Origin of the sequence: Streptomyces sp. NPDC059852, from assembly GCF_042731455.1 — a bacterium.
GTDB lineage: Bacteria > Actinomycetota > Actinomycetes > Streptomycetales > Streptomycetaceae > Streptomyces.
In genome coordinates, this window is the sequence record NZ_JBHWJK010000022.1 from 72,424 (window position 1) to 93,744 (window position 21,321).

At 73.6% G+C, this 21,321-nt stretch carries 22 protein-coding genes; 10 read left to right on the plus strand and 12 right to left on the minus strand.

From position 1 onward, the window contains the following. Position 1: 1 nt before the first annotated feature. Positions 2–631: an MBL fold metallo-hydrolase gene (locus ACFV46_RS25560; protein WP_385499847.1), complete on the minus strand. Its 630-nt coding sequence runs from the start codon at positions 629–631 to the stop codon at positions 2–4. Further along, positions 631–1,719: an S-(hydroxymethyl)mycothiol dehydrogenase gene (locus ACFV46_RS25565; RefSeq protein ID WP_385499849.1), complete on the minus strand. Its 1,089-nt coding sequence runs from the start codon at positions 1,717–1,719 to the stop codon at positions 631–633. The genes ACFV46_RS25560 and ACFV46_RS25565 overlap by 1 nt, the downstream gene beginning before the upstream one ends. Before the next feature lie 189 nt (positions 1,720–1,908). Here ACFV46_RS25565 and ACFV46_RS25570 point away from each other — a divergent pair, with 189 nt between their 5' ends. Together ACFV46_RS25570 and ACFV46_RS25575 are read left to right on the plus strand one after the other, a co-directional pair. After that, complete coding sequence (locus tag ACFV46_RS25570) at positions 1,909–3,576, plus strand: rhodanese-like domain-containing protein (protein WP_385499850.1); 1,668 nt, start codon at positions 1,909–1,911, stop codon at positions 3,574–3,576. Between the two features lie 48 nt (positions 3,577–3,624). Further along, complete coding sequence (locus tag ACFV46_RS25575) at positions 3,625–4,374, plus strand: sulfite exporter TauE/SafE family protein (RefSeq protein ID WP_376728037.1); 750 nt, start codon at positions 3,625–3,627, stop codon at positions 4,372–4,374. Positions 4,375–4,392: 18 nt separating this feature from the next. Here the strand turns inward: ACFV46_RS25575 and ACFV46_RS25580 are convergent, their stop codons facing one another. After that, positions 4,393–4,680, minus strand: a complete 288-nt coding sequence (locus tag ACFV46_RS25580; RefSeq protein ID WP_361933620.1) for a metal-sensitive transcriptional regulator — start codon at positions 4,678–4,680, stop codon at positions 4,393–4,395. Positions 4,681–4,744: 64 nt separating this feature from the next. Between ACFV46_RS25580 and ACFV46_RS25585 the strand changes: the two genes are divergently transcribed. Further along, positions 4,745–5,341, plus strand: coding sequence for a rhodanese-like domain-containing protein (locus ACFV46_RS25585; protein ID WP_385499852.1), 597 nt, complete (start codon positions 4,745–4,747; stop codon positions 5,339–5,341). Positions 5,342–5,432: 91 nt separating this feature from the next. Here ACFV46_RS25585 and ACFV46_RS25590 read toward each other — a convergent pair whose 3' ends face one another. After that, on the minus strand, positions 5,433–5,732 hold the full coding sequence (locus ACFV46_RS25590; RefSeq protein WP_361933624.1) for a hypothetical protein: 300 nt from the start codon (positions 5,730–5,732) through the stop codon (positions 5,433–5,435). Between the two features lie 173 nt (positions 5,733–5,905). On the opposite strand from ACFV46_RS25590, the gene ACFV46_RS25595 reads away from it, so the two are divergent. Then, positions 5,906–6,271, plus strand: coding sequence for a nuclear transport factor 2 family protein (locus ACFV46_RS25595; RefSeq protein WP_062669995.1), 366 nt, complete (start codon positions 5,906–5,908; stop codon positions 6,269–6,271). Positions 6,272–6,317: 46 nt separating this feature from the next. On the opposite strand, the gene ACFV46_RS25600 is transcribed toward ACFV46_RS25595, so the two are convergent. Next, complete coding sequence (locus ACFV46_RS25600; RefSeq protein WP_385499854.1) at positions 6,318–7,490, minus strand: alanine--tRNA ligase-related protein; 1,173 nt, start codon at positions 7,488–7,490, stop codon at positions 6,318–6,320. Between the two features lie 298 nt (positions 7,491–7,788). Here ACFV46_RS25600 and ACFV46_RS25605 point away from each other — a divergent pair, with 298 nt between their 5' ends. Continuing rightward, positions 7,789–8,892 carry a YihY/virulence factor BrkB family protein gene (locus ACFV46_RS25605; protein ID WP_376728034.1) on the plus strand — a complete coding sequence of 368 codons (1,104 nt, stop codon included), beginning with the start codon at positions 7,789–7,791 and terminating at the stop codon, positions 8,890–8,892. A 13-nt stretch (positions 8,893–8,905) separates the two neighbouring features. Here ACFV46_RS25605 and ACFV46_RS25610 read toward each other — a convergent pair whose 3' ends face one another. Together ACFV46_RS25610 and ACFV46_RS25615 are read right to left on the minus strand one after the other, a co-directional pair. Next, positions 8,906–9,904 carry a CU044_5270 family protein gene (locus tag ACFV46_RS25610; protein WP_385499856.1) on the minus strand — a complete coding sequence of 333 codons (999 nt, stop codon included), beginning with the start codon at positions 9,902–9,904 and terminating at the stop codon, positions 8,906–8,908. Next, on the minus strand, positions 9,897–10,445 hold the full coding sequence (locus ACFV46_RS25615) for a sigma-70 family RNA polymerase sigma factor (RefSeq protein WP_361933636.1): 549 nt from the start codon (positions 10,443–10,445) through the stop codon (positions 9,897–9,899). Before ACFV46_RS25615 ends, ACFV46_RS25610 begins: the two co-directional genes overlap by 8 nt. A gap of 106 nt (positions 10,446–10,551) precedes the next feature. On the opposite strand from ACFV46_RS25615, the gene ctaD reads away from it, so the two are divergent. The 3 genes from ctaD (at position 10,552) to ACFV46_RS25630 (ending at position 13,147) form a co-directional block, all read left to right on the plus strand. Beyond that, entirely contained in the window at positions 10,552–12,180 is a 1,629-nt protein-coding gene (gene ctaD / locus ACFV46_RS25620) for a cytochrome c oxidase subunit I (protein ID WP_385499859.1), read from the plus strand. After that, complete coding sequence (locus ACFV46_RS25625) at positions 12,177–12,518, plus strand: hypothetical protein (protein WP_361936592.1); 342 nt, start codon at positions 12,177–12,179, stop codon at positions 12,516–12,518. Before ctaD ends, ACFV46_RS25625 begins: the two co-directional genes overlap by 4 nt. Before the next feature lie 83 nt (positions 12,519–12,601). Further along, positions 12,602–13,147: a hypothetical protein gene (locus ACFV46_RS25630; protein ID WP_376727701.1), complete on the plus strand. Its 546-nt coding sequence runs from the start codon at positions 12,602–12,604 to the stop codon at positions 13,145–13,147. A gap of 18 nt (positions 13,148–13,165) precedes the next feature. Here the strand turns inward: ACFV46_RS25630 and ACFV46_RS25635 are convergent, their stop codons facing one another. Then, on the minus strand, positions 13,166–13,828 hold the full coding sequence (locus tag ACFV46_RS25635) for a TetR/AcrR family transcriptional regulator (RefSeq protein ID WP_385499861.1): 663 nt from the start codon (positions 13,826–13,828) through the stop codon (positions 13,166–13,168). Between the two features lie 182 nt (positions 13,829–14,010). Between ACFV46_RS25635 and ACFV46_RS25640 the strand changes: the two genes are divergently transcribed. Then, positions 14,011–15,264 carry a YncE family protein gene (locus ACFV46_RS25640; RefSeq protein ID WP_385499862.1) on the plus strand — a complete coding sequence of 418 codons (1,254 nt, stop codon included), beginning with the start codon at positions 14,011–14,013 and terminating at the stop codon, positions 15,262–15,264. Here the strand turns inward: ACFV46_RS25640 and ACFV46_RS25645 are convergent, their stop codons facing one another. From ACFV46_RS25645 to ACFV46_RS25655, 3 genes are all read right to left on the minus strand, one after another. Continuing rightward, positions 15,265–16,464 (minus strand): glycosyltransferase, encoded by a 1,200-nt coding sequence (locus ACFV46_RS25645; RefSeq protein WP_385499864.1) that lies wholly within the window; start codon positions 16,462–16,464, stop codon positions 15,265–15,267. Then, positions 16,461–17,249, minus strand: coding sequence for a MerR family transcriptional regulator (locus ACFV46_RS25650; RefSeq protein WP_385499866.1), 789 nt, complete (start codon positions 17,247–17,249; stop codon positions 16,461–16,463). Before ACFV46_RS25650 ends, ACFV46_RS25645 begins: the two co-directional genes overlap by 4 nt. A gap of 71 nt (positions 17,250–17,320) precedes the next feature. Then, positions 17,321–19,309: a GTP-binding protein gene (locus ACFV46_RS25655; protein ID WP_385499868.1), complete on the minus strand. Its 1,989-nt coding sequence runs from the start codon at positions 19,307–19,309 to the stop codon at positions 17,321–17,323. A gap of 227 nt (positions 19,310–19,536) precedes the next feature. Between ACFV46_RS25655 and ACFV46_RS25660 the strand changes: the two genes are divergently transcribed. Further along, positions 19,537–20,652: an XdhC family protein gene (locus ACFV46_RS25660; protein WP_385499869.1), complete on the plus strand. Its 1,116-nt coding sequence runs from the start codon at positions 19,537–19,539 to the stop codon at positions 20,650–20,652. Positions 20,653–20,661: 9 nt separating this feature from the next. Here the strand turns inward: ACFV46_RS25660 and ACFV46_RS25665 are convergent, their stop codons facing one another. Then, the gene (locus ACFV46_RS25665) at positions 20,662–21,162 is read right to left on the minus strand and encodes a metallophosphoesterase family protein (RefSeq protein WP_385499871.1); all 501 of its coding nucleotides are present in this window, start codon (positions 21,160–21,162) and stop codon (positions 20,662–20,664) included. Positions 21,163–21,321 lie beyond the last annotated feature (159 nt).

Here is a 21,321-nt window from a genome sequence, read left to right on the forward strand (position 1 = left end):
GTCAGTGGCCCCGGTCGATCCACTCCTGCAGGTGCGGTGCCTCGGCGCCGATGGTCGTCGGGTCGCCGTGGCCGGTGAGGACCTTCGTCTCGGGCGGCAGGGCGAGCAGCCGGTCGCGGATCGAGTCGATGATCGTCGGGAAGTGGGAGTAGGACCGGCCGGTGGCGCCGGGGCCGCCCTGGAAGAGGGTGTCGCCGGTGAAGACGACGCCGAGCCCGGGGTCGTACAGGCAGACGGCGCCCGGTGCGTGGCCGGGGGTGTGCAGGACCGTGAGGTCGGCGCCGGCCACCTCGATGACCTGGCCGTCCTGGAGGTGGGCGTCCGGGTCGCGGTCCGGGTGGGTCAGCTTCCACAGCGGGGTGTCGTCGGGGTGCAGCCAGATCGTGGCGCCGGTGCGGTCGGCCAGGGCGGGCGCGGCGTCGATGTGGTCGTTGTGGGCGTGGGTGCACACGATCCCGGCGAGGCGCCGGTCGCCGACGGCCTCGGCGATGGCGTCGGCGTCGTGCGCGGCGTCGACGACGAGCACCTCGTGGTCGTCGCCGACGAGCCAGACGTTGTTGTCGACGTCCCAGGTGCCGCCGTCGAGGGTGAACTGGCCGGAGGTGACGAGGCGTTCGATCCGGGCGGTCATCAGAACACCACCACCGAGCGCAGCACGTCGCCGTGGTGCATCCGCTCGAACGCCTTCTCCACGTCGGTGAGCGCGATGGTCTCGGTGACGAAGGCGCCGAGGTCCAGGCGGCCCTGGAGGTGCAGGTCGATCAGCATGGGGAAGTCGCGGGAGGGCAGACAGTCGCCGTACCAGGACGACTTGAGCGCGCCGCCGCGCCCGAAGACGTCCAGCAGGGGCAGTTCGAGCTTCATCTCGGGCGTGGGGACGCCGACGAGGACGACCGTGCCGGCGAGGTCGCGGGCGTAGAAGGCCTGCTGGTAGGTCTCGGGGCGGCCGACCGCCTCGATGACGACGTCGGCGCCGAATCCTCCGGTGAGTTCGCGGATCGCCTCGACCGGGTCGGTCTCCCGGGAGTTGACCGTGTGGGTGGCGCCCATCTCGCGGGCCTTGGCGAGCTTGCGGTCGTCGATGTCGACGGCGATGATCTTCGACGCCCCGGCGAGCCGCGACCCGGCGATCGCCGCGTCCCCGACGCCTCCGCACCCGATGACGGCGACGCTGTCGCCCCGGCCGACGTTCCCGGTGTTGATGGCGGCGCCGATGCCCGCCATCACGCCGCACCCCAGCAGCCCGGCGACCTGGGGGCTGACGGCCGGGTCCACCTTGGTGCACTGCCCGGCCGCCACCAGGGTCTTCTCCGCGAAGGCACCGATACCCAGGGCCGGGGAGAGCTCCTGCCCGGTGGCGGCGAGGGTCATCTTCTGCCGCGCGTTGTGCGTGTCGAAGCAGTACCAGGGGCGTCCGCGCAGACAGGCCCGGCAGTGGCCGCACACCGCACGCCAGTTGAGGATCACGAAGTCGCCGGGCGCGACGTCGGTGACGCCGTCGCCGACCGACTCGACGATCCCGGCGGCCTCGTGACCGAGCAGGAACGGGAAGTCGTCGCTGATGCCGCCCTGCTTGTAGTGGAGGTCGGTATGACAGACACCGCAGGCCTGGACCTGGACGACGGCCTCGCCCGGCCCGGGGTCGGGCACGACGATCGTCTCCACCCGCACCGGCTCGTCCTTGCCCGCCGCGATCACGCCGCGTACTTCCTGCGCCATGTGCTCCACCCTTCCCTCTGCGGCTGTGCGTCCTGTGCCGACCCTAGTTGTGACTGATCGGTAACGGCACGGAGGCGGCCCCGGTTCCCCGCGTTCCGGCTGCTGAAAATACCCCTGGGGGTACCTCTGCTACGGTGGATATACCCCCGGGGGTAATCAGCGCAGGTTCGGAAGGAGAGGAGTGCCGTCGTGTACTTCGTCGACACCATCGACACACCGGGACTCGGCAACCGCGGCTATCTGGTGGGCGGCGCGGACACCGCGGCCGTCGTCGATCCACCGCGGGACGTGGACCGGGTGATCGACGCCGCCGCGCGGCGCGGGGTGCACGTCACGCACGTCGTGGAGACCCATCTGCACAACGACTACGTCTCCGGGGGCCTGGAGCTGGCCCGCCTCACCGGCGCCCGCTACCTCGTCCCGGCCGCCGCCGACGTCGCGTTCGCGCGGACCCCGGTCGCCGACGGGGACCGCGTCCGGCTCGACGCCGGTCTCACCCTGCGGGCGCTGGCCACCCCCGGCCACACCCCGCACCACACCTCGTACGTCCTGGAGGAGTCCGGGCGCGCGGTCGCCGTGTTCACCGGCGGTTCGCTGCTCATCGGGACGGTGGGCCGGCCCGATCTGGTCGAGCCCGCCCTCACCGCCCGGCTGGCGCGGGCCCAGTACGACTCCGCGCACCGGCTCGCCGCCGAACTGCCCGACGAGACGGCGGTCCTGCCCACCCACGGGTTCGGCAGCCTGTGCGCCGCGACGCAGACGGACGGCGGGACGGACACCACGATCGGGCACGAGCGGACCGTCAACGACGCCCTGGTGAAGGACGTCGACACCTTCGTCGCCGATCTGATCGCCGGTCTGGACGACATCCCCGCGTACTACGCGCACATGTCCCCGGCGAACGCGCGCGGCCCGGCCCCGGTCGACCTGACGCCCCCGCGGCTCGCGGACGCGGAGGAGATCGCGGCACGGCTGGCCGCCGGCGAGTGGGTGGTGGACCTGCGCAACCGGGTCGCGTTCGCCGAGGGCCATGTGCCGGGCTCCCTCAACTTCGCCGCCGAGGGGCAGTTCGCGGCCCTGCTGGCCTGGCTGCTTCCGTGGGGCAGGCCCGTCACGCTCCTCGCGGAGACGCCGGAGCGGGTCGCCGAGGCGCAGCGCGAACTGGTCCGGGTCGGCGTCGACCGGCCGGCCGCCGCGGCCACCGGCTCCCCGGCCGACTGGACGGCGGGCGGCACCCCGCCGCGCTCCTTCCGCCGGGCCCGCTTCGCGGACCTGGCCGCCGAGGAGCACGCCGTGATCGTCGACGTCCGGCGGGACACCGAGCGGGCCTCCGGGTACGTCAAGGGCTCGCTGCACATCCCGCTCCACCTGCTGCGCGAGCGGCTGGCCGGGATACCGGACGGCACCGTGTGGGTGCACTGCGCCGCCGGGGCGCGGGCCGCGATCGCCGCCTCCCTGCTGGACGCGGCGGGGCGTGAGGTCGTCGCGGTCGACGACCCGTTCGGCGCCGCGCGGGACGCGGGGCTCCCCATGGGCCGCCTCACCCCGGCCGAGGCCCTGGCGCGCACGGACGCCGTCCTGCTGGACGTGCGGGAACCCGAGGCGTTCGCCGCGGGGCACGCGCCGGGCGCGCTGTCCGTCCCGCTGGCCGCCCTGGAGGCGGGCGCTCCGCTGCCGGCCGCAGCCGAGGGCCGTCCCGTCGTCGCGATCTGCCGCTCGGGCCGGCGCTCCCGGGACGCGGCTGCCCTGCTCAGGGCACGCGGCGTGGACGCCGTGGACGTGCTCGGCGGCATGCCGGCCTGGGCGGAGGCGGGGCTGCCCCTCGTGGCGGAGTCCGGAGCCGGCCGTGCCGTGTAGGCCCCCGCGCCGCTCCCCGGTCACGCCCTCGGCGCCGGACGCGCCGCGGTGAGCGCGCTCGTCCTGGGGTTGCTCTCGGGCGGCGTGACCGGGCTCGCGCTCGGCGCGCTGGGCGGTGGCGGCAGCATGCTGGCGGTGCCCGCGCTGATGTACCTGCTCGGGCTCGCCCCGGCCGAGGCCGCCACCGCCGGCCTGGTCGTCGTGGCGGTCACCTCCGCGTCGGCCCTCGCGGCGCACGCCCGCCGGGGCGCGGTGCGCTGGCGGGCCGGGGCGCTGTTCGCGGCGGCGGGCCTGGTGCCGGCCGCGCTCGGCGGCGCCCTGTCCGGGCGGCTGCCGGCCGGCCTGCTGACCGGCGCCTTCGCGGTGGTCGCCGCGCTCTCGGCGCTGCGGATGCTGCGGCCGTCGGCGACCGTACGGCACCCGGACGTGCCGGTGCGGCCCGCCCGGGTCGTCCGGGCCGGGGCCGGGCTCGGCGCGGTGACCGGGGTGCTCGGGGTCGGCGGCGGCTTCCTCGCCGTACCGGCGCTGGTGGGCGTGGTGGGGCTGCGCATGCGGGCCGCCGTCGGCACCAGTCTGCTGGTCATCACCGTCAACGCGCTGGTGGCGCTGGGCGGGCGGGCCGGCGCCGCCGCGACGGTCGACTGGCCGGCCGTGGGGCCGTTCGCCGCCGCCGCGGTGCTCGGCGCCTGGGACGGCAGACGGCTGGCCGGGAAGGTCTCCGGCGGCACGCTCCAGCGGGTCTTCGCCTGGGCCCTGCTGGCGGTGGCCACCGTCATGCTGGCCGACGCCGTCCTGTGACGGGCCGGCCCGTGGTGTCTACGCCAGCGAGAGGAACAGCTTCTCCAGCCGGGCCTTCATCTGGTCCGTCGTCTCGCCGTCCGCGCGGCCCTTCTCGACGTCGGTCAGGCACTGCTGGAGGCCCGTCGCGATGATCGCGAAACCGGCCCGGTCGAGGGCGCGGGAGGCGGCGGCGAGCTGGGTGACCACGTCCTCGCAGTCGCGGCCCTCCTCGATCATCCTGATCACGCCCGAGATCTGGCCCTGCGCCCGGCGCAGGCGGTTCAGCACCGACTTGAGGTCGTCGCCCTCGAACTGAAGCTCCACGCTCACTCCTCCTCATACCCGTAGGGGTATATTACTCCCTTGCCTGAAAGGACCCCCCTCTTCCATGAACGCGCCCCTGACCCCCACCGCCCTCGCCGTCGGCGAGGCCCGCTCGCGGCTGTCCGGCCTGACCGTCGTCGACGTCCGCACGCCGGGCGAGTACGCGGCCGGGCATCTGCCCGGCGCCCTGAACGTACCGCTGGACCGGCTCGCCTCCGCCGTGCCGGCCCTGCGGCGGCTGCCCGCCGGACGGCTGCTGGTGGTGTGTGCCTCGGGCGCCCGCTCGGAGAACGCCTGCCGGCTCCTCGCCGAGCACGGGATCGGCGCCATGACGCTGACCGGCGGCACCCAGGGCTGGGCGGCGGACGGACACGACCTGCGCCGCCCCGGCTCCGGCGCGCGGGCCGGCTGGTCGATGGAGCGCCAGGTCCGCTTCACGGCCGGCACGGTCGTCCTGGCCGGTGTCGCCCTGTCCCTGCTGCACCCCGCCTGGCTGCTGCTGTCGGCCGGGATCGCGGGGGGCCTGGTCTTCTCGGCGCTCACCGACACCTGCGGCATGGCCGCCGTCCTCGCCCGGCTCCCGCACAACCGTCCCCGCGCCGCCGATCTCGACGCCACGCTGGCCGAGTTGGAGGCACGCGCGGCGGCGCCCCAGGACTGAGCCGCACCCGCCCGGCCCGCACATGCGGTCGCCGAACACGCGAAGGGCCGCCCCCCGTGGGGGCGGCCCTTCGGCGGTGGTGCGGTCCGGCCTACAGCGTGGGCAGCATCCTGGTGACCGGGGTGTCGACCGGGCGGAACCCCTGCGGCCGGTTCGCCCGGCTCAGGTCCTTGAGCTCGTCGAGACGGGTCAACTGCTCGGACGGGCGGGGCATCCGGCCCTGGCGGTCCGCGGGGACACCGCTCACCGCGAGGGAGTCGAGCGTGGTCACCGCGCTGGGCAGGCCCGCGTCCGGGCCGGGCATCGGGGCCGCGTCCGCCAGCGGCGCGGCGAGACCGGTGAGACCGGCGGCCAGGCCGACGGCGGCTGCGATACGTCGTGTCGACTTCATGCACGGCGCAACGCGGGCGCGCCGCCGCCGGACACGGCCGCCGCACTGCGCTCACCCGTCAGGCGGAGCGCGCGTGAGCGGGCTTGCCCCGTACCGCCGGGCGGAGGACGCTCGAAGCAGAGGCCCCCGCGGCCGCTCTCCCCGTCGTGCCGTGGGCCTCGTAGGAGGTCAGCATGGGCACCAGCACCACCCCCTCGTTCGACACGGACACCCTGCGCCGGGCCGTGGAGGGGAACACCCCGGACACCCTTCTGTCGCTGTACACCGACGACGCGGAGATCCGCGTGGTCAACCGCAACGCGCAGCCCAGCAGCCCCAAGGTGCTGCACGGCCGCGACGAGATCGGCGACATGCTCACCGACGTCTACAGCCGGGACATGACGCACAAGCTGGAGGGCTGCGTGGTCCAGGGCGACAACGCCGCCTACAGCGAGTCCTGCGAGTACGCGGACGGCGTCCGCGTGATGTCCGAGTCGATGATCACCCTGCGCGACGGGAAGATCTCCCGGCAGATCATCATCGAGGCCTGGGACGAGTAGCCGTACACCCCATGGGGCCCGGGACGGCCGTCCCGGGCCCCGCCCGTCAGCCGGCGCGCAGGCTCTTGACCAGGTCCCGCGGCAGGCCGTACGTGTCGTGCAGGCGGCGGTGGTCGTCGTCGCTCAGCGGGCCCGAGAACTCGCGCCGCTCCAGGACGCGGCGGCCGCGCCGGACCAGGTCGCGGAAGCGGCGCTCCTCCTCGCGCAGCACCCCGCGCACCTCCTCCGTGCCGGTGGGCAGCCGGAAGTGGTCCAGGGTGTGCCGCAGCGGCTCCTCCGGCAGGTCGGCGAGGGTGCGGGAGGGATCGTCGCGCCACAGGGTGGTGAGGGTGCGGCGGAGCAGGCGGCGCAGGACGTACCCGCGGGTGGTGGCCGACGGCCGTACGCCGTCGCCGATGACGACGGCGGCGGACCGCAGATGGTCGGTGACCAGCCGGGCCTCCCGCTCCTCCAGGTGCCACAGCGGCGGCAGGGCCCGGGTCCACGGTTCGAACAGGTCGGTGTCGTGGACCGAGTCCCGGCCCTGCAGGAGCATCACGAGCCGTTCCAGGCCCATGCCCGTGTCGACGTTGCGCTGCCGCAGTGGTTCGAGGGTGCCGTCCTCGGTGCGGTGGTGGCGCATCCCCACGTGGTTCCAGACCTCGACCCAGCGGGGGTCGGTGGTCGGGGTGCCGTGCGGCGGGGTGCCGGGGCCGCCGGTCCACACGAAGATCTCCGAGTCGGGGCCGCACAGCCCGGCCGGGCCGTGGGACCACCAGTTGTCGCCGCTCGTCGTCTCGACGGGCAGCCCCAACTCGCGCCAGGTGTCGAGGGACTCGTCGTCGGGGCCGGTCTCGTCGTCGCCCCCGAAGACGGTGACGTGCATCCGCTCCGGCGGGATGCCGAAGCCGTCCCGCAGCAGCTCGTGGCCCCAGCGCAGGCTCTGCGGGAGGCCGTAGTCGCCGAGCGACCACGAGCCCAGCATCTCGAAGACGGTGAGGTGGGTGCGGTCGCCCACCTCGTCGAGGTCGGTGGTGCGCAGACAGCGCTGGAGCCCGCTGAGCCGCCGCCCGAGCGGATGCGGGCGGCCCTCCAGATGGGGGGTCAGGGGATGCATGCCGGAGGTGGTGAACAGGACGGGGTCGCCGGGCGGGGTCAGCAGGGTGCCGCCGGTGATCCGGCGGTGGCCGCGCTCCTCGAAGAAGTCGGAGAAGGTGCGCACGATCTGGTCGGTGTCCATCACGGAAGGTCCTTCGGTCAGGGAGACCGGAAAGAGCCGCGAGGAGCGCCGCGACCGGGAAAGGGCGGCACACACCGGCGGCCGTTTCCGGCCGCCGGGGGAAAGGGGGATCAGGCGCGGGCAGCCGGGGAGCCGGTCGCTCGCGCGGCTGCGGTGTGCCGATGCCTGAGGTCCTTCATGGGTCCGACGCTAACAGTCCGCGACCCGCTGGTCACCGCGTTTTCCGGCGGCCGGGCGAACCGGGCGATTCCGGATGCCGGGCGCGCGTGATACGGACCGGGCCGGATACCCGGAGGGCATGACGCGACTACTGAAATCCAGGCACAAGGACCCCGAGGACCGGCCCGGCGCACCGTCGGACTCGGGTGAGGGCGGGCGGGCACAGGGACCGGAGACCGGCGCGGAGACCACGCAGGAGCGGTTCGGCCCGGATCCCCAGGTGGAGGGGCGCGCCCCGGACTCGCCGACCGACATGCCGAAGCGGTCGTGGTTCGCGGCGCTCAAGGGCACCCTGCGGGAGTTCAAGGACGACGAGCTGACCGATCGCGCGGCGGCGCTGACGTACTACGGCGTGCTGTCGCTCTTCCCGGCCCTGCTGGTGCTGGTGTCCCTGCTCGGCCTCGTCGGCAAGTCGGCCACCGACAAGGTCATGGAGAACATCGAGAAGATGGCCCCCGGGTCGGCCCGGGACATCCTCACCCGAGCCGTCGAGCAGTTGCAGGGCAACGGCGGGCTCGGCTCGATCATGGCCGTCGTCGGCATCCTGCTGGCCGTGTGGTCGGCGTCCGGCTATGTCGCCGCGTTCATCCGCACGGCTAACGCCGTCTACGACATGCCGGAGGGCCGTCCGGTCTGGAAGGTGCTGCCGGTACGGCTCGGGGTGACGGTGGCGCTGATGGTGCTGGCCGTCATCAGCGCGCTGATCGTCGTCTTCACCGGGTCGCTGGCCCAGGAGGTCGGCAGCACGCTGGGCATCGGGGACACCGCGCTGACGGTGTGGTCCATCGCCAAGTGGCCGGTCCTGGCCGTGCTGGTCACGACCATGATCGCCCTGCTGTACTGGGCCTCCCCCAACGCCAAGGTGCGCGGTTTCCGGTGGATCACGCCGGGCAGCGCCCTGGCCCTGGTGATCTGGCTGATCGCCTCGGGCGGCTTCGCCGTGTACGTCGCCAACTTCGCCTCGTACAACAAGACCTACGGCACCATGGCCGGCGTGATCGTCTTCCTGGTGTGGCTGTGGATCGGGAACCTGGCGATCCTCCTCGGCCTGGAGTTCGACGCGGAGGCGGTGCGGCAGCGCGCGATCGCCGGCGGGCATCCGCCGGAGGAGGAGCCGTACGCGACACCGCGCGACACCACCACCTGGGACGAGCAGGACAAGCGCCGGCTGCGCAGCCCGTGAGGGCTGCCCCCGGTCAGCGCATCCAGGCGCTGTACGCCATGACGTCCCCGGCCCGCACCCCGTACGCGGGGTCGCCCCGGGTGAACGTCGTCTCGTGGCCGAGGACCGCACCGGTGCCCGGGTCCATGATCAGCAGGTGGGCGAGGCCGCGTTCCTGGAACGTGTACGCCAGCCCCGGCCGGCCGAGCCGGTCGGTGACCCGGCCGGCCGGGCGCAGGCCCTGTGTGCCGGCGAGCAGCTCGGCGAGCGCAGCGGACTCGCGGGCGCCCAGGGTCCAGTGGTCGAGGAGCAGTTCCACGGCGTCGAGGAGTTCGCCGGTGCCGAGCCCGTCGGGTTCGGAGGCGGCCTCCTGGAGCCAGGCCCGCAGCCGGGTCGCGTCACGCGGCGGCGGGGACTGGGGCGGGGCGTCGCTCCAGCTGCGCGGGTAGGTGCGGCGGCTGACGACATGGCCGTCCTCGACGAGCCGGGGGCCGTCGGCGTCGTCGCGCAGCACGGGCCGGCCCGGGTGCGTCGGGTCGGTCGCCACCACGAGTTCGGTGTGGCTGCCATCGGCCTTCCAGCGCACGATCCGCTCCTCGGGGAGCGTGATCGGCGCCTTGTCCTCGCTCATGGCGAGGCTCCACGACTGCACATGGGTGCCCTTGCGCAGGGTCTCGCCTCCGGCGGCGGCGTCCGCGCGGGCCCGCCGCGCCAGCTCCGTCAGGGTCACGGGGGTGGCGTCGGCCCGTACGACGAGCGGGCGGGGTGCGGCCAGGGCGGGGGTGGTGGCGGTGCCGCCGACGACCAGGCTGAGGGTGACGGCGGTGACGACGGCGGCCAGCAGCGCCCAGGCCGGCCGGGGGCGGACGCCTGGGCGGAGACGGGGCCACCGGACGCGGCGGCGGGCGGGCGGCACGCGGCGCAGGTCGGCGAGGAGGCGTTCGGCCCGCTGGTCCAGGGGCCCGTCGCCGAGGCGGGGGTGGTCGGCCGGGACCGGATCGGCGGCGCGCAGGAGGTCGAGTTCGTCAGCCATGCTGCTGCTCCTTCGTGGCTGTCGTACCGGTCGTGAGGGCGGGGCGGAGCTGGTCGATCTCGGCCTTCAGCCGGCGGCGGGCGCGGTGCAGCCGCATCGACGCCGCGCGCCGGCCGCAGCCGAGGACCACGGCGATCTCCTCGACGCCGAGCTCCTCCCAGGCGGCGAGGCGCAGCACCTCCTGGTCGGCCGGGGACAGCCGGGCCAGCGCGTCGTGGACCCAGGCGCCGGGCGCCTCGGCGTCGGGGCCGGCCTCGATGTGCCGGCCGTGCGCCGCGTCGTCGTTGCCGAGGCGGTCCACCAGCCGGCGCCGGCGCCCGTAGCCGCGTACCGCGTTCGCGAGGCAGTTGCGTGCCACGCCGTACAGCCAGGGCAGCGGGGCGGCCGGGAGGTCGTCCCGGCGCCGCCAGGCGACGGTGAACACCTCCGCCACCACTTCCTCGACCTCACTCGTCCGGCCGTCCAGTCGCCGCGCGACATAGCGGCTGACCGCCCAGTAGTGCTCGCGATAGGCAGCGGCGAAGATCTCGTCGTTGCTCATGCTCCGTTCGTGTCCGGCACCCGCCGGATCGTCACACCCCTCCCCCGTGATTCTCGTCGCCGCCGCCGAGTGTGACGTGCGGGCCGCCCACGGACACAGGCGGGGTGTGAAGAGGATCAGAGACATCAGGGGCGTCCGGGCCGTGCGGTGGCTGACGACGACCGACCACAAGACGATCGGCACGCTGTACCTGGTCACGTCGTTCGCGTTCTTCGTGATCGGTGGCGTGATGGCGCTGCTCATGCGCGCCGAGCTGGCTCGACCTGGTCTGCAGATCATGTCGAACGAGCAGTTCAACCAGGCGTTCACGATGCACGGCACGATCATGCTGCTGATGTTCGCGACGCCGCTGTTCGCGGGCTTCGCGAACTGGATCATGCCGTTGCAGATCGGCGCGCCGGACGTGGCGTTCCCGCGGCTGAACATGTTCGCCTACTGGCTGTACCTGTTCGGCTCGCTCATCGCGGTGGGCGGCTTCCTGACCCCGCAGGGCGCGGCCGACTTCGGCTGGTTCGCCTACAGCCCGCTGTCGGACGCGGTGCGCTCGCCGGGTGTCGGCGCCGACATGTGGATCATGGGTCTGGCCTTCTCCGGCTTCGGCACGATCCTCGGCTCGGTCAACTTCATCACCACGATCATCTGCATGCGCGCGCCGGGCATGACCATGTTCCGCATGCCGATCTTCGTGTGGAACGTGCTGCTGACCGCTGTGCTGGTCCTGCTGGCCTTCCCGGTGCTGGCGGCGGCGCTGTTCGCGCTGGAGGCGGACCGCAAGTTCGGCGCCCACGTGTTCGACTCGGCCAACGGCGGGGCGTTGCTGTGGCAACACCTGTTCTGGTTCTTCGGGCATCCAGAGGTGTACATCATCGCGCTGCCGTTCTTCGGCATCATCAGTGAGGTCATCCCGGTCTTCTCCCGCAAGCCGATGTTCGGCTACATGGGTCTGATCGCGGCGACCATCGCCATCGCGGGCCTGTCCGTGACGGTGTGGGCGCACCACATGTACGTCACCGGCGGTGTACTGCTTCCGTTCTTCTCCTTCATGACGTTCCTCATCGCCGTCCCCACCGGCGTGAAGTTCTTCAACTGGATCGGAACGATGTGGAACGGGTCCCTGAGCTTCGAGACGCCCATGCTGTGGTCCTTCGGCTTCCTCCTGACGTTCGTCTTCGGCGGTCTCACGGGCGTCATGCTGGCCTCTCCCCCGCTGGACTTCCCGACGTCGGACACCTACTTCGTGGTGGCCCACTTCCACTACGTCATCTTCGGGACCGTGGTCTTCGCGATGTTCGCCGGATTCCACTTCTGGTGGCCGAAGTTCACCGGCAGGATGCTCGACGAGCGCCTGGGCAAGATCACCTTCTGGACGCTGTTCATCGGCTTCCACGGCACCTTCCTGGTCCAGCACTGGCTGGGCGTGAACGGCATGCAGCGGCGCATCCCGGACTATCTGGCGGTGGAGGGCCTGACGGCGCTGAACACGCTCTCGACCATCTTCTCCTTCGTCCTGGGCCTGTCGTTCCTGCCGTTCTTCTACAACGTCTGGAAGACGGCCAGGTACGGCGAGCGGGTCCGCGTCGACGATCCGTGGGGCTACGGCCGTTCGCTGGAGTGGGCGACGTCCTGCCCGCCGCCGCGGCACAACTTCGTCACCCTGCCCCGCATCCGCTCCGAGTCCCCGGCGTTCGACCTGCACCACGCCACGGTGCCGGAGCGGGAGGTGGCCGCGCTGTGAGCGTCACGGACGAGTTCCTCAACGACATCGAGGGGCATCTGCTGCTCGCCGCGACCCGCGCGGAGGGCCGCACGGCCGCCGAGCGCGTCTGCGCGCCGCTGTACGGGCTGACCGGGGCCCAGCGCGAGGAGGTGGAGCGCCGCTTCGAGGAGGAGTACCTGGCGCTCGCCCGCGCCTCCTGGCGGCGCACGGCGGACCGGGCCGGCGAGCTGCGCGAGGAGTACGAGGCGGCCTACCGCGCGCTGCGGCGCCGGCTGGTCCTGGCGTGGCTGCTGGCCTGCGCCGCGGGGATCGGCGCCCTGGCCCTGTGTCTCGCTCCGGGCACGGTCGCCGGCTAGGGTCTTTCGTTTGGATCCGGCCTGATCCAAACGAGAGGCCCTAGGTCTTCCCTCGGGGGCGGGCCCTGGCCATGATCCGGTGCATGATTGACGACGAAGCGCCCGTGTACGAGGCGCGCTACGGCTGGGACCGGCGGACGGTGGGGATCCTGGCGCTGTGCGCGGTGTTCACAGCCGCCCTCCTCCTGCCGGACATCCCGCTGTTCGCGCGGATCCTGGGGCTGCCGCTGTTCGGCGGGGGCGGGCTGTTCATGGCCTTCGGGGCGATGAGCCGCAAGGTCGCGTTCCGGGTGGACGGCACCGGGGTGCTGCTCGGCGGGAGTCCCGCCCGGTACCGGGCGACGACGGCCCATGTGCCGTGGAGCGATGTCACGGGGTTCGTGTTCTGGCGGCAGCACCTGAGCGGCGGCGCCTCCCTCCCCTACGTCGGCGTGACCCGGCGCGAGGGCGCTCCGCCGCTGCCCGGTGACGGTCGGACGGCCCGTGCCGTGCTGTCGCATCTGGTGCCGGTGCCGCCCGAGGTGGCGGTGTCGTCCCGTGCGGTGAACGGGTGGCGCCTCGACCGCGCCCGGTTCGCCGCCGCCGTCGCGCACCACGCGCCCGGCCTTCCCGTGTACGAGCAGTCCTGAGCCGGGAATGCCCGCCGTTCAGGGCCCGACGGGGCGGGGGCCGGCCGGCTGGAGGATGCCGAGCAGGAGGCGGACCAGTTCGTCGACGACCTCGTCGAGGGTCGCCTCCACCCAGCCCGCGCTCCAGTCGTGCAGCAGTCCGTTGACGCTGCCGATGAACGCCGTGACGGCGAGGCGGTAGTCGCGCGGCGCGGCCTCGCCCCGGGCCACGGCGGACGCCACCTCGGCGCACACCAGGTCCACCCAGCGGGCGCGGCGCGCGAGGCGCTGTTCCTCCATCCGGGGGCTGACGCCGATGATCTCCACGAAGGTGATGCGGATGCGGCGGGGGTCGGCGGTCACGTTGGCCGCGTAGGCGCGGAAGATCGCGGTCGCGCGCTCGGCGAGCGGCAGCGGTCCGGCCTCGGCGGCGGCGGCGAGGACCGCCTCCTCCGCCCAGCCGTTGACCTGGAGGTGCAGCGCGGCCAGCACGTCCTCCAACGTGCGGAACTCCTCGTAGAACTGACGGGTCGACAGTCCGGCCGCCATGCTGAGCGCGGCGACGGTCGTGCCTCGGTAGCCGGGGCTGTCGCCGAACAGCTGGAGCGCCGCGTCCAGGAAGCGGCGCCGGCGCTCGGCCTGTCGTTCCGCGGCCGACCTGCCGCCGTAGCGGCCGGTGGGCGCCTTGAGCCTGCCCGCCACGCTGTCCTCCCGCCGCCGCGCCGGTCCGGAGACCAATTTTGTCGTGTACGCAGTCTTGTGGAGAAGGGCGCCCTCTCCTTACTTTTCAGTAAGTTGATTCTGAAAGCAAAGGTGTTCAGATTCACGCCCGCTTTTGGCATGCCCCACTCATGACGCCCCACCTCAAGAGGAAGAGAGCAGTCATGCCTGCCATCAGATCCAGGCACCTGTGCTCCGTGGCCGCCGCCCTCGCCCTGACGGTCGCCGCTCCCGCGACCGCCGCCACCGCCGCCGAGCCCTCCCCCGCCGCGCTGCGGGAGGTGCTGTTCGTCGGCAACAACTGGGAAGGCACCGCCGACGTCATCAAGTCCACCGGCGACTTCGCGAAGATCGGCCGGATCGATGTCGTCCCCGACAAGGACGCGCGGATGGCGGAGATCAACGCCAACCCCATCAAGTGGATCTACTTCATGGCGATCCGCAACAGCGTCGGCGAGGGACACGACCAGTTCGTGGACGACATGTACTCCACGCCCGACGCCGGGTCCGTCGTCGTCTCGCGCCCCAGCTTCGCCGACGTGGTCTCGCTCGACCTCGCCACCGGCGCCGTCAACTGGCGTTTCCCCGTGTCCGGTTACCGGGCCGACCACATGGCCGTCTCCCCCGACGGCAAACGGGTCGCCGTCTCCGCGTCCACCTCCAACACCGTGCACGTGCTGGACATCGAGACAGGCAGGGAGCTGGGGAAGTTCGCCACCGGCGACAAGCCGCACGAGAACATCTTCACCCAGGACGGCAAGTACATCTACAACATGGCGATCGGCGACGTGAACACGCAGACCGACGCCCCCTGGCTGGACTGGACGAAGGGCGACCGGCGCATCACCGTCGTCGACGCCACCACGTTCAAGCAGGTCAAGGTCATCGACATGCGGTCCCGGCTGGACGCGCTCGGCCTGCGCGACCACTCCGACGCGGTGCGGCCGGCCGTGTTCTCGCCGGACGAGTCGAAGCTGTACTTCCAGGTGTCGTTCTTCAACGGCTTCTTCGAGTACGACCTCGCCACGGACCGGATCACCCGCACGAAGACCCTGCCGAAGAACCCGGCGACCAGCGACGACCGCACCACCTTCGTCAACGACTCCCGCCACCACGGCCTCTCGATGAGCCCCGACGGCGCCAAGCTGTGCGTGGCGGGCACGATGGACGACTACGCCACCGTCGTCGACCGCGCCACGCTCACCGAGGGGCCCCTCGTCACCGCGTCCAAGCCGTACTGGGCCACGGTCAGCGGCGACGGGAAGTCCTGCGTGGTCTCCGAGAGCGGCACCGACCAGGTCACCGCCATCGACTTCGCCACCGGCAGGAAGCAGGTGTCCGTCCCCGTCGGCGACCACCCCCAGCGGGTCCGGCTCGGCCATGTGGAGTCCGGCTGGACGAGTCCGGCGGCCCGCTGATCAGCCCAGGGCCTTCACCACCGCGCCCACCCCGTCCTCGGTCGCCATGTGCCGCGCGGCGACCGAGGCGGCACGGGTGTACGACTGCTGCCGCACGGCCCTGCCCAGCGCGTCGGCCAGCCGCTCCTCGGTGAGCCCGGCGAAGGGGATCGGCTCGGTGGCGGCGCCGATCGTGGCGAGCCGCGCCGCCCAGAACGGCTGGTCGGCCGTCACGGGCACCGGCACCGAGGGCGCCCCCGCCCGCAGCGCGGCCGCGGTGGTGCCCGCCCCGGCGTGGTGGACGACGGCGGCCATGCGCGGGAACAGCAGCGCGTGCGGCAGGTCGCCGACGCTCAGCACGTCGTCCCCGTCGACGGTGAGATCCGCGCTGCCCGCCTGGACGACGCCCCGCAGCCCCGCCCGCCGCAGCGCCCCGCCGACGAGGGCGCCGAGGCGCTCGCCCTTCCCGCCCGCCATGCTGCCGAACCCGACGAACACCGGGCGCGGCCCGGCCGCGAGGAAGTCCTCCACCTCGGCGGGCAGCCGCCGGTCCGGCGCCACGTACGGCCACCAGGTCCCGGTGACGTCGAGACCGTCGCGCCAGTCGGACGGCCGGGGCACCAACGCGGTGCTGAAGCCGTGCAGGACCCGCCAGTCGGCCTTCTCCTGCCGGTCGCGCATCCCGGCGGGGGTCAGCGGGGGCAGGCCGAGGCGGCGGCGCAGGGCGGCCACGGCGTCCGCGTACACCCGGTCCGTCATCCGCAGGGCGAACCGGCCGGCGAGCCGGTTCCCGGTCCGGCCGAGGGAGCGGGTCCCGAGAACCGGGGGCGGGAAGTCGCCGGTGGGTGCGGTGGGTTGCAGAGAGGTGCCGATCGCCGGGATGCCCAGGGCCTCGGCCAGGTGCAGGCCGAGCGGTGCCGTGGTGGCCGACAGCAGGAGCAGGTCCGTACCCGGGTCCACCACGTCGGGGAACCCCTGGCCGAGTTCGGTGACGAACGCGGCCGCCGTGCGCATCAGCGCCCGGTTCCCGTCGGCGCCGCCCACGTCCGCCGGGCGGCCGGGCAGTTCACGGAAGTCCAGTCCGGCCTCCCGTACGAGCGCGGCGAACGGGCCGGTCGCGGCGACGGCGACCTCGTGGCCCGCCTCCCGCAGGCCCGCGCCCAGGCCCGTGTAGGGCGCGACGTCGCCGCGTGATCCGGCGGCGGCGATCAGGATCCTCATCGGTTCTCCTCACGATCCGTACGGCGGGCCGCGTTCGCGTGGACGGCGTCCCGCAGATAGGCGGCGAGGCCGGGCCGTTGCCGCGAGGGCGGCACGACGAGCGCGAAGGCGCGCCGGTCGGCGGCGAAGTCGTCCGCGATCCGCCGGTGCATGTCGGGCGGGCAGGTGGTGAACCAGCGGCCGATGTGCAGGCGGTGCCGCTCGGCGAGGTCCATGGCCCGCTCGCCGTCGGCGGGTTCGCCCGCGTCGAAGGCCGCGAGCAGGTCGTCCCGCCAGACGGCCGCCTCGCCCATCAGCCGCCGCCAGTCCGCCTTGGTGTGGGCGGCGGCCCGCGCCATCGACTCCTTCTGGCCCGGCGAGTCACGCCACTTGAGCTGCGCCTCGGTGGCGTAGCTGAGGTCGAATCGGATCTCGCCGAAGACCTCGAAGCGTTCGGCGGGCGTCAGCTCGACGCCGGTCCGCCGGACCTCGATCGCCTGCTCGGCCACCTCGGCGAGCCGCTGGAGCCGGCCGATCTCCTCGGTCAGCCGCCGCACCCGGTCCCGCAGGTACTCCAGGGCGTTGGCCTGCGGGTCCTTCAGGATCTCGGCGATCTCGTCGAGGGAGAAGCCGAGTTCCCGGTAGAAGAGGATCTGCTGGAGCCGCGCCAGGTCGGCGTCCTCGTACTGCCGGTACCCGGCGCCGCTGCGGCCGCCGGGCGAGAGGAGTCCCGTCCGGTCGTAGTGGTGCAGCGTGCGTACGGTCACCCCGGCGAACGCGGCGACCTGCCCCACGGAATAGCTCATCCACCTGCCCTTTCCCTCGGGTACAGCCTGCGGCCTGACGTAAGGGGAGGGTCAACCGGGCCCGCCGGGGGTCAGGTTCCCGTGCGGCGGGTGAGGTTCAGCAGGTACTCCTTGCGGTTCAGCGGGTTCAGGTCCGTGCGCGGACGGCGGGGCACCGTGCCGGGCGGGGCGGGCGCGTAGTGGTCGAAGGCGGTCTCCAGTTCGCCCTCGCCGCGGGTCAGGCCGGGCAGCCGCTGCTCCAGCGCGTGCACCTGGGCCGCCGGCACCGTGCCCTCCAGCACGCACACCGCGCCGTGGGCCCGCGTGGTGTGCGGGACCGCGCGCTGCCCGGCCAGGGCGGGCAGCAGCGCGGCCAGGCTGTCGGCCGGGGTCTCCAGGCGGAACCGGTGCACCGGCTCGTGCACCCGGGTGCCCGCGCGGCGCAGCGCCTCCATCAGCACCAGCGGGGTCAGCCCCCGGAAGTCGTACCCGGTGCTGGACATGCTCTTGTCGAAGCCCTGGTGGGCGTGGCTCTGCCGGGGCGAGTAGCCGGAGTGCGTCAGGGTGACCACGCAGTCGGGGACCTGCCAGCCGTACAGGCCCTGCCCGAGGGTCTCGCGCACGGTGTCCTCGACCGCCTTGAAGAAGGCGTACGGCATGGAGCCCAGCTCGACCTCCAGGCGGAAGTCCACGCCGGAGCCGGGCGGCGCCGGGTCGACGCGCAGGCCGACCGTGGCGAGGAAGGGGTTGCCGTCCTTCTTGTTGAACTCCACGGCCGCGCCCCGGCCCACGGGCCGCTCGACACACAGCGGTGTCGTCTCGCGGAAGGCGACCTTCAGGCCGGACTCCTCGGCGAGCGTGGCCTCGATGACCTCCTTCTGCACCTCGCCGTACAGGGACACATGGGTCTCCTGACGGACCTCGTCGTGCCGCAGGCCGATGAGCGGGTCCTGTTCGGCCAGCCGGGTGAGCGCGCGGTGCAGGGCCCGGCGGTCGGTGCCGTCGGCCGGGTCGACGATCGTCTCCAGGGTGGGCGGTGCGAACAGGTGCCCGTGCGCCGTGCGGGGCGTGCCGAGGGCGTCGCCGATCCGGACGTCGTTCAGCCCCCACAGCCGGGCGATCCGGCCCGCCCGCACCTCGCCGGCGCGGGTGTCGGTGCCCCCGTCGAAGACGCTGACGGCGGTGACGCGGCCCTCGGCGCGGGTGCCGTCGCCGCGGGCCGGGCCGAAGGGGATCCGGTCGCGGACGCGGAGGGTCCCGGAGAACAGCCGGGCGTAGGCGATCTTCTCCCCCGCCGGGCCCCGTTCGACCTTGAAGACGGTGCCCGACAACGGGCCCGCGGGGTCGCCGTCCGCGGGCGGCAGGACGTCCCGGATGCCGGTGATCAGGGCGTCCACGCCGGCGCCGGTGTGGGCGGAGCCGAAGTACACGGGATGGGCGAGGGCCCGCCGGGTGCCGTCCACGAGGGCGGCGCGGACGTCGTGCGGTGCCACGCGGCCCTCGACGTACGCGGTGAGCAGCGCGTCGTCGAGATCGGCGAGGACGTCCAGCGCGTCCGGGCCGGGCCCCGAGGGGACGAAACGGGCGGAACGGGTGCCGAGACCGGTGGCCGTGCCCATCGGGACCACGGCCGGGGTCAGCCGCTCGCGGACGGCCCGCAGCACGCCGTCGCGGCGGGCGCCCCGCCGGTCGATCTTGTTGACGAACAGGAGGGTGGGGATGCGCAGCCGGCGCAGGGTCCGCATCAGCACACGGGTCTGCGGCTGGACGCCCTCGACGGCGGAGACGACGAGGACGGCGCCGTCCAGCACCCCGAGGACGCGCTCCACCTCGGCGATGAAGTCCGGGTGGCCGGGGGTGTCGATGAGGTTGACGGTCGCGTCACCGAGGGCGAAGGAGACGACGGCCGACTTGATGGTGATGCCGCGCCGGCGCTCCAGCGCGAGGGTGTCGGTCCGGGTGTTCCCGGCGTCGACGCTGCCGAGTTCGTCGGTCACGCCGGCCGAGTGGAGCAGGCGCTCGGTCAGGCTGGTCTTACCGGCGTCGACATGGGCGAGGATCCCGAGGTTCAGTACGTGCACGAAGCGTCATGTCCTTCTGCGAGGGGAGGGTGCCTTCCTGGGGGGACATGGACGCTCGGCGCATGGTGGCTCCTGGTTCCTCTCCGTCGGTCGTTCGTGCCGGGCCAGTGCAGCAGAACGCTGATCCGGGCGGCAACGGGTTTTGCGCCCGGCGCGACGGGGCGCGCGGTGCGATCGTGGGGGTGCCAGGGGTTGGTCCACGGTGGCGGCGGTGAGAGGAGCGGGCGATGCGGGACATCCTCCCGGTGGTCGCGGGCTGGTACGCGGCGGGGCTGCCGTTCGGGCTGGCCACGGTGGTCGCCACCAGCCGCAGCGCCCCGCGCGACCCGGGCGCGGCGATGGCCGTGGGCCCCGGCGGCGAGGTCGTGGGCAGTGTGTCCGGCGGCTGTGTCGAGGGAGCCGTGTTCGAGCTCGCCCAGGAGGTCGTGGCGAGCGGCGAGGCCCGCCTCGAGACCTTCGGGTACAGCGACGCGGACGCCTTCGCGGTCGGGCTGACCTGCGGCGGCGAGATCACCCTGCTGGTGCGGCCGGTGACGGCCGGGAGCGATCCGGTGTTCGGCGAGGTGGCGGAGTCGGTGGCGGCGGGCCGCCCGGTGACCGTGGCGACGGTGGCCGACGGGCCCGCCCCGCGCGGCGCGGCGCTCGCCGTGTGGCCGGACCGGACGGCGGGCACGCTGGGCGCGCCCGGCCTGGACGCGGCGATCACCGCCGACGCGCGCGGCGAACTCGCCCTGGGCGGCACGGGGATGCGGCACTACGGGCCGCACGGCGAGCGGCGCGAGGACGCGGTCGCCGTCTTCCTCCACTCGTTCGCGCCGCCGCCGCGCATGCTGGTCTTCGGTGCGACCGACTACGCGGCCGCGGTGGCGCGGATCGGTGTCTTCCTCGGCTACCGGGTCACGGTGTGCGACGCGCGTGCGGTCTTCGCCACGCCGGATCGGTTCCCGCCTCCGGCGGAGGTCGTCGTCGACTGGCCGCACCGCTACCTCGGCCGTACGGACACCGACGCGCGCACGGTGATCTGCGTCCTCACCCACGACCCGAAGTTCGACGTGCCCCTGCTGGAGGTGGCGCTGCGCCGCCCGGCCGCGTACATCGGGGCGATGGGCAGTCGCCGCACGCACGACGACCGGATGCGGCGGCTGGCCGAAGCCGGGCTCGGCGAGGGCGAGTTGGGGCGGCTGCGCTCCCCGGTGGGCCTCGACCTGGGCGCCCGGACGCCCGAGGAGGTCGCCGTGTCCGTGGCCGCCGAGATCGTCGCGCTGCGCTGGGGAGGCACCGGGGTCCCGCTGACCGCGACGGACGGGGCGGTGCATCCGCGCCGGGACGGCTCCGCCGGGTGACGCGGGAGGTCAGCGGCGCGGCAGCCGGTGCAGCTCCACGTCCGTGAGCGCGCCCGCGTCCACGGTGGCCGTCATGTACGTGCAGTACGGCTGGCGGCGCCGGTCCGTGGGGGAACCGGGGTTGAGCAGGCGCAGGCCCGTGGCGGCCGTCGTGTCCCAGGGGATGTGGCTGTGCCCGAAGACGAGGACGTCGAGGTCGGGGAAGCGGGCCGCGCACCGGGCCTCGCGTCCCTGGGCGGCGCCCGTCTCATGTACGACGCCGAAGCGCAGTCCGCCGAGTTCGGCCCGCGCCACCTCGGGGAGACGGGCGCGCAGCTCGGGTCCGTCGTTGTTGCCGTACACGGCGACCAGCCGTGCGCTGCGGCTCTCCAGCAGGTCCAGCGTGCCCGTGTCGACCCAGTCCCCGGCGTGGAACACCACGTCGGCGCGCGGGAGTTCGGCGAGCAGCGGGTCGGGCAGCGCCTTGGCGCGCTTGGGCAGATGGGTGTCGGACATCAGGAGCAGACGCACCTCGCCAGGCTACCGGCGTACCCCGGCGGCCCCTGGCTCCCGATGACCCCTCGGGTGTCGTGTTGTCCCGCGCGGGAGACGACGCGCACGGGGCTGGCATCCGGCCACGAAGGCCGTAATCTGACGCAAACGCCCGGCGACCCGTAGGGGGCTCGGAGT

What these genes read in the sequence shown, in the direction of transcription:
- ACFV46_RS25560 (WP_385499847.1), bottom strand. Translation starts at nt 631, where the DNA reads ATGACCGCCCGGATCGAACGCCTCGTCACCTCCGGCCAGTTCACCCTC.
- ACFV46_RS25565 (WP_385499849.1), bottom strand. Translation starts at nt 1,719, where the DNA reads ATGGCGCAGGAAGTACGCGGCGTGATCGCGGCGGGCAAGGACGAGCCG.
- ACFV46_RS25585 (WP_385499852.1), top strand. Translation starts at nt 4,745, where the DNA reads ATGAACGCGCCCCTGACCCCCACCGCCCTCGCCGTCGGCGAGGCCCGC.
- ACFV46_RS25590 (WP_361933624.1), bottom strand. Translation starts at nt 5,732, where the DNA reads ATGAAGTCGACACGACGTATCGCAGCCGCCGTCGGCCTGGCCGCCGGT.
- ACFV46_RS25595 (WP_062669995.1), top strand. Translation starts at nt 5,906, where the DNA reads ATGGGCACCAGCACCACCCCCTCGTTCGACACGGACACCCTGCGCCGG.
- ACFV46_RS25600 (WP_385499854.1), bottom strand. Translation starts at nt 7,490, where the DNA reads ATGGACACCGACCAGATCGTGCGCACCTTCTCCGACTTCTTCGAGGAG.
- ACFV46_RS25605 (WP_376728034.1), top strand. Translation starts at nt 7,789, where the DNA reads ATGACGCGACTACTGAAATCCAGGCACAAGGACCCCGAGGACCGGCCC.
- ACFV46_RS25610 (WP_385499856.1), bottom strand. Translation starts at nt 9,904, where the DNA reads ATGGCTGACGAACTCGACCTCCTGCGCGCCGCCGATCCGGTCCCGGCC.
- ACFV46_RS25615 (WP_361933636.1), bottom strand. Translation starts at nt 10,445, where the DNA reads ATGAGCAACGACGAGATCTTCGCCGCTGCCTATCGCGAGCACTACTGG.
- ACFV46_RS25630 (WP_376727701.1), top strand. Translation starts at nt 12,602, where the DNA reads ATGATTGACGACGAAGCGCCCGTGTACGAGGCGCGCTACGGCTGGGAC.
- ACFV46_RS25640 (WP_385499862.1), top strand. Translation starts at nt 14,011, where the DNA reads ATGCCTGCCATCAGATCCAGGCACCTGTGCTCCGTGGCCGCCGCCCTC.
- ACFV46_RS25645 (WP_385499864.1), bottom strand. Translation starts at nt 16,464, where the DNA reads ATGAGGATCCTGATCGCCGCCGCCGGATCACGCGGCGACGTCGCGCCC.
- ACFV46_RS25650 (WP_385499866.1), bottom strand. Translation starts at nt 17,249, where the DNA reads ATGAGCTATTCCGTGGGGCAGGTCGCCGCGTTCGCCGGGGTGACCGTA.
- ACFV46_RS25660 (WP_385499869.1), top strand. Translation starts at nt 19,537, where the DNA reads ATGCGGGACATCCTCCCGGTGGTCGCGGGCTGGTACGCGGCGGGGCTG.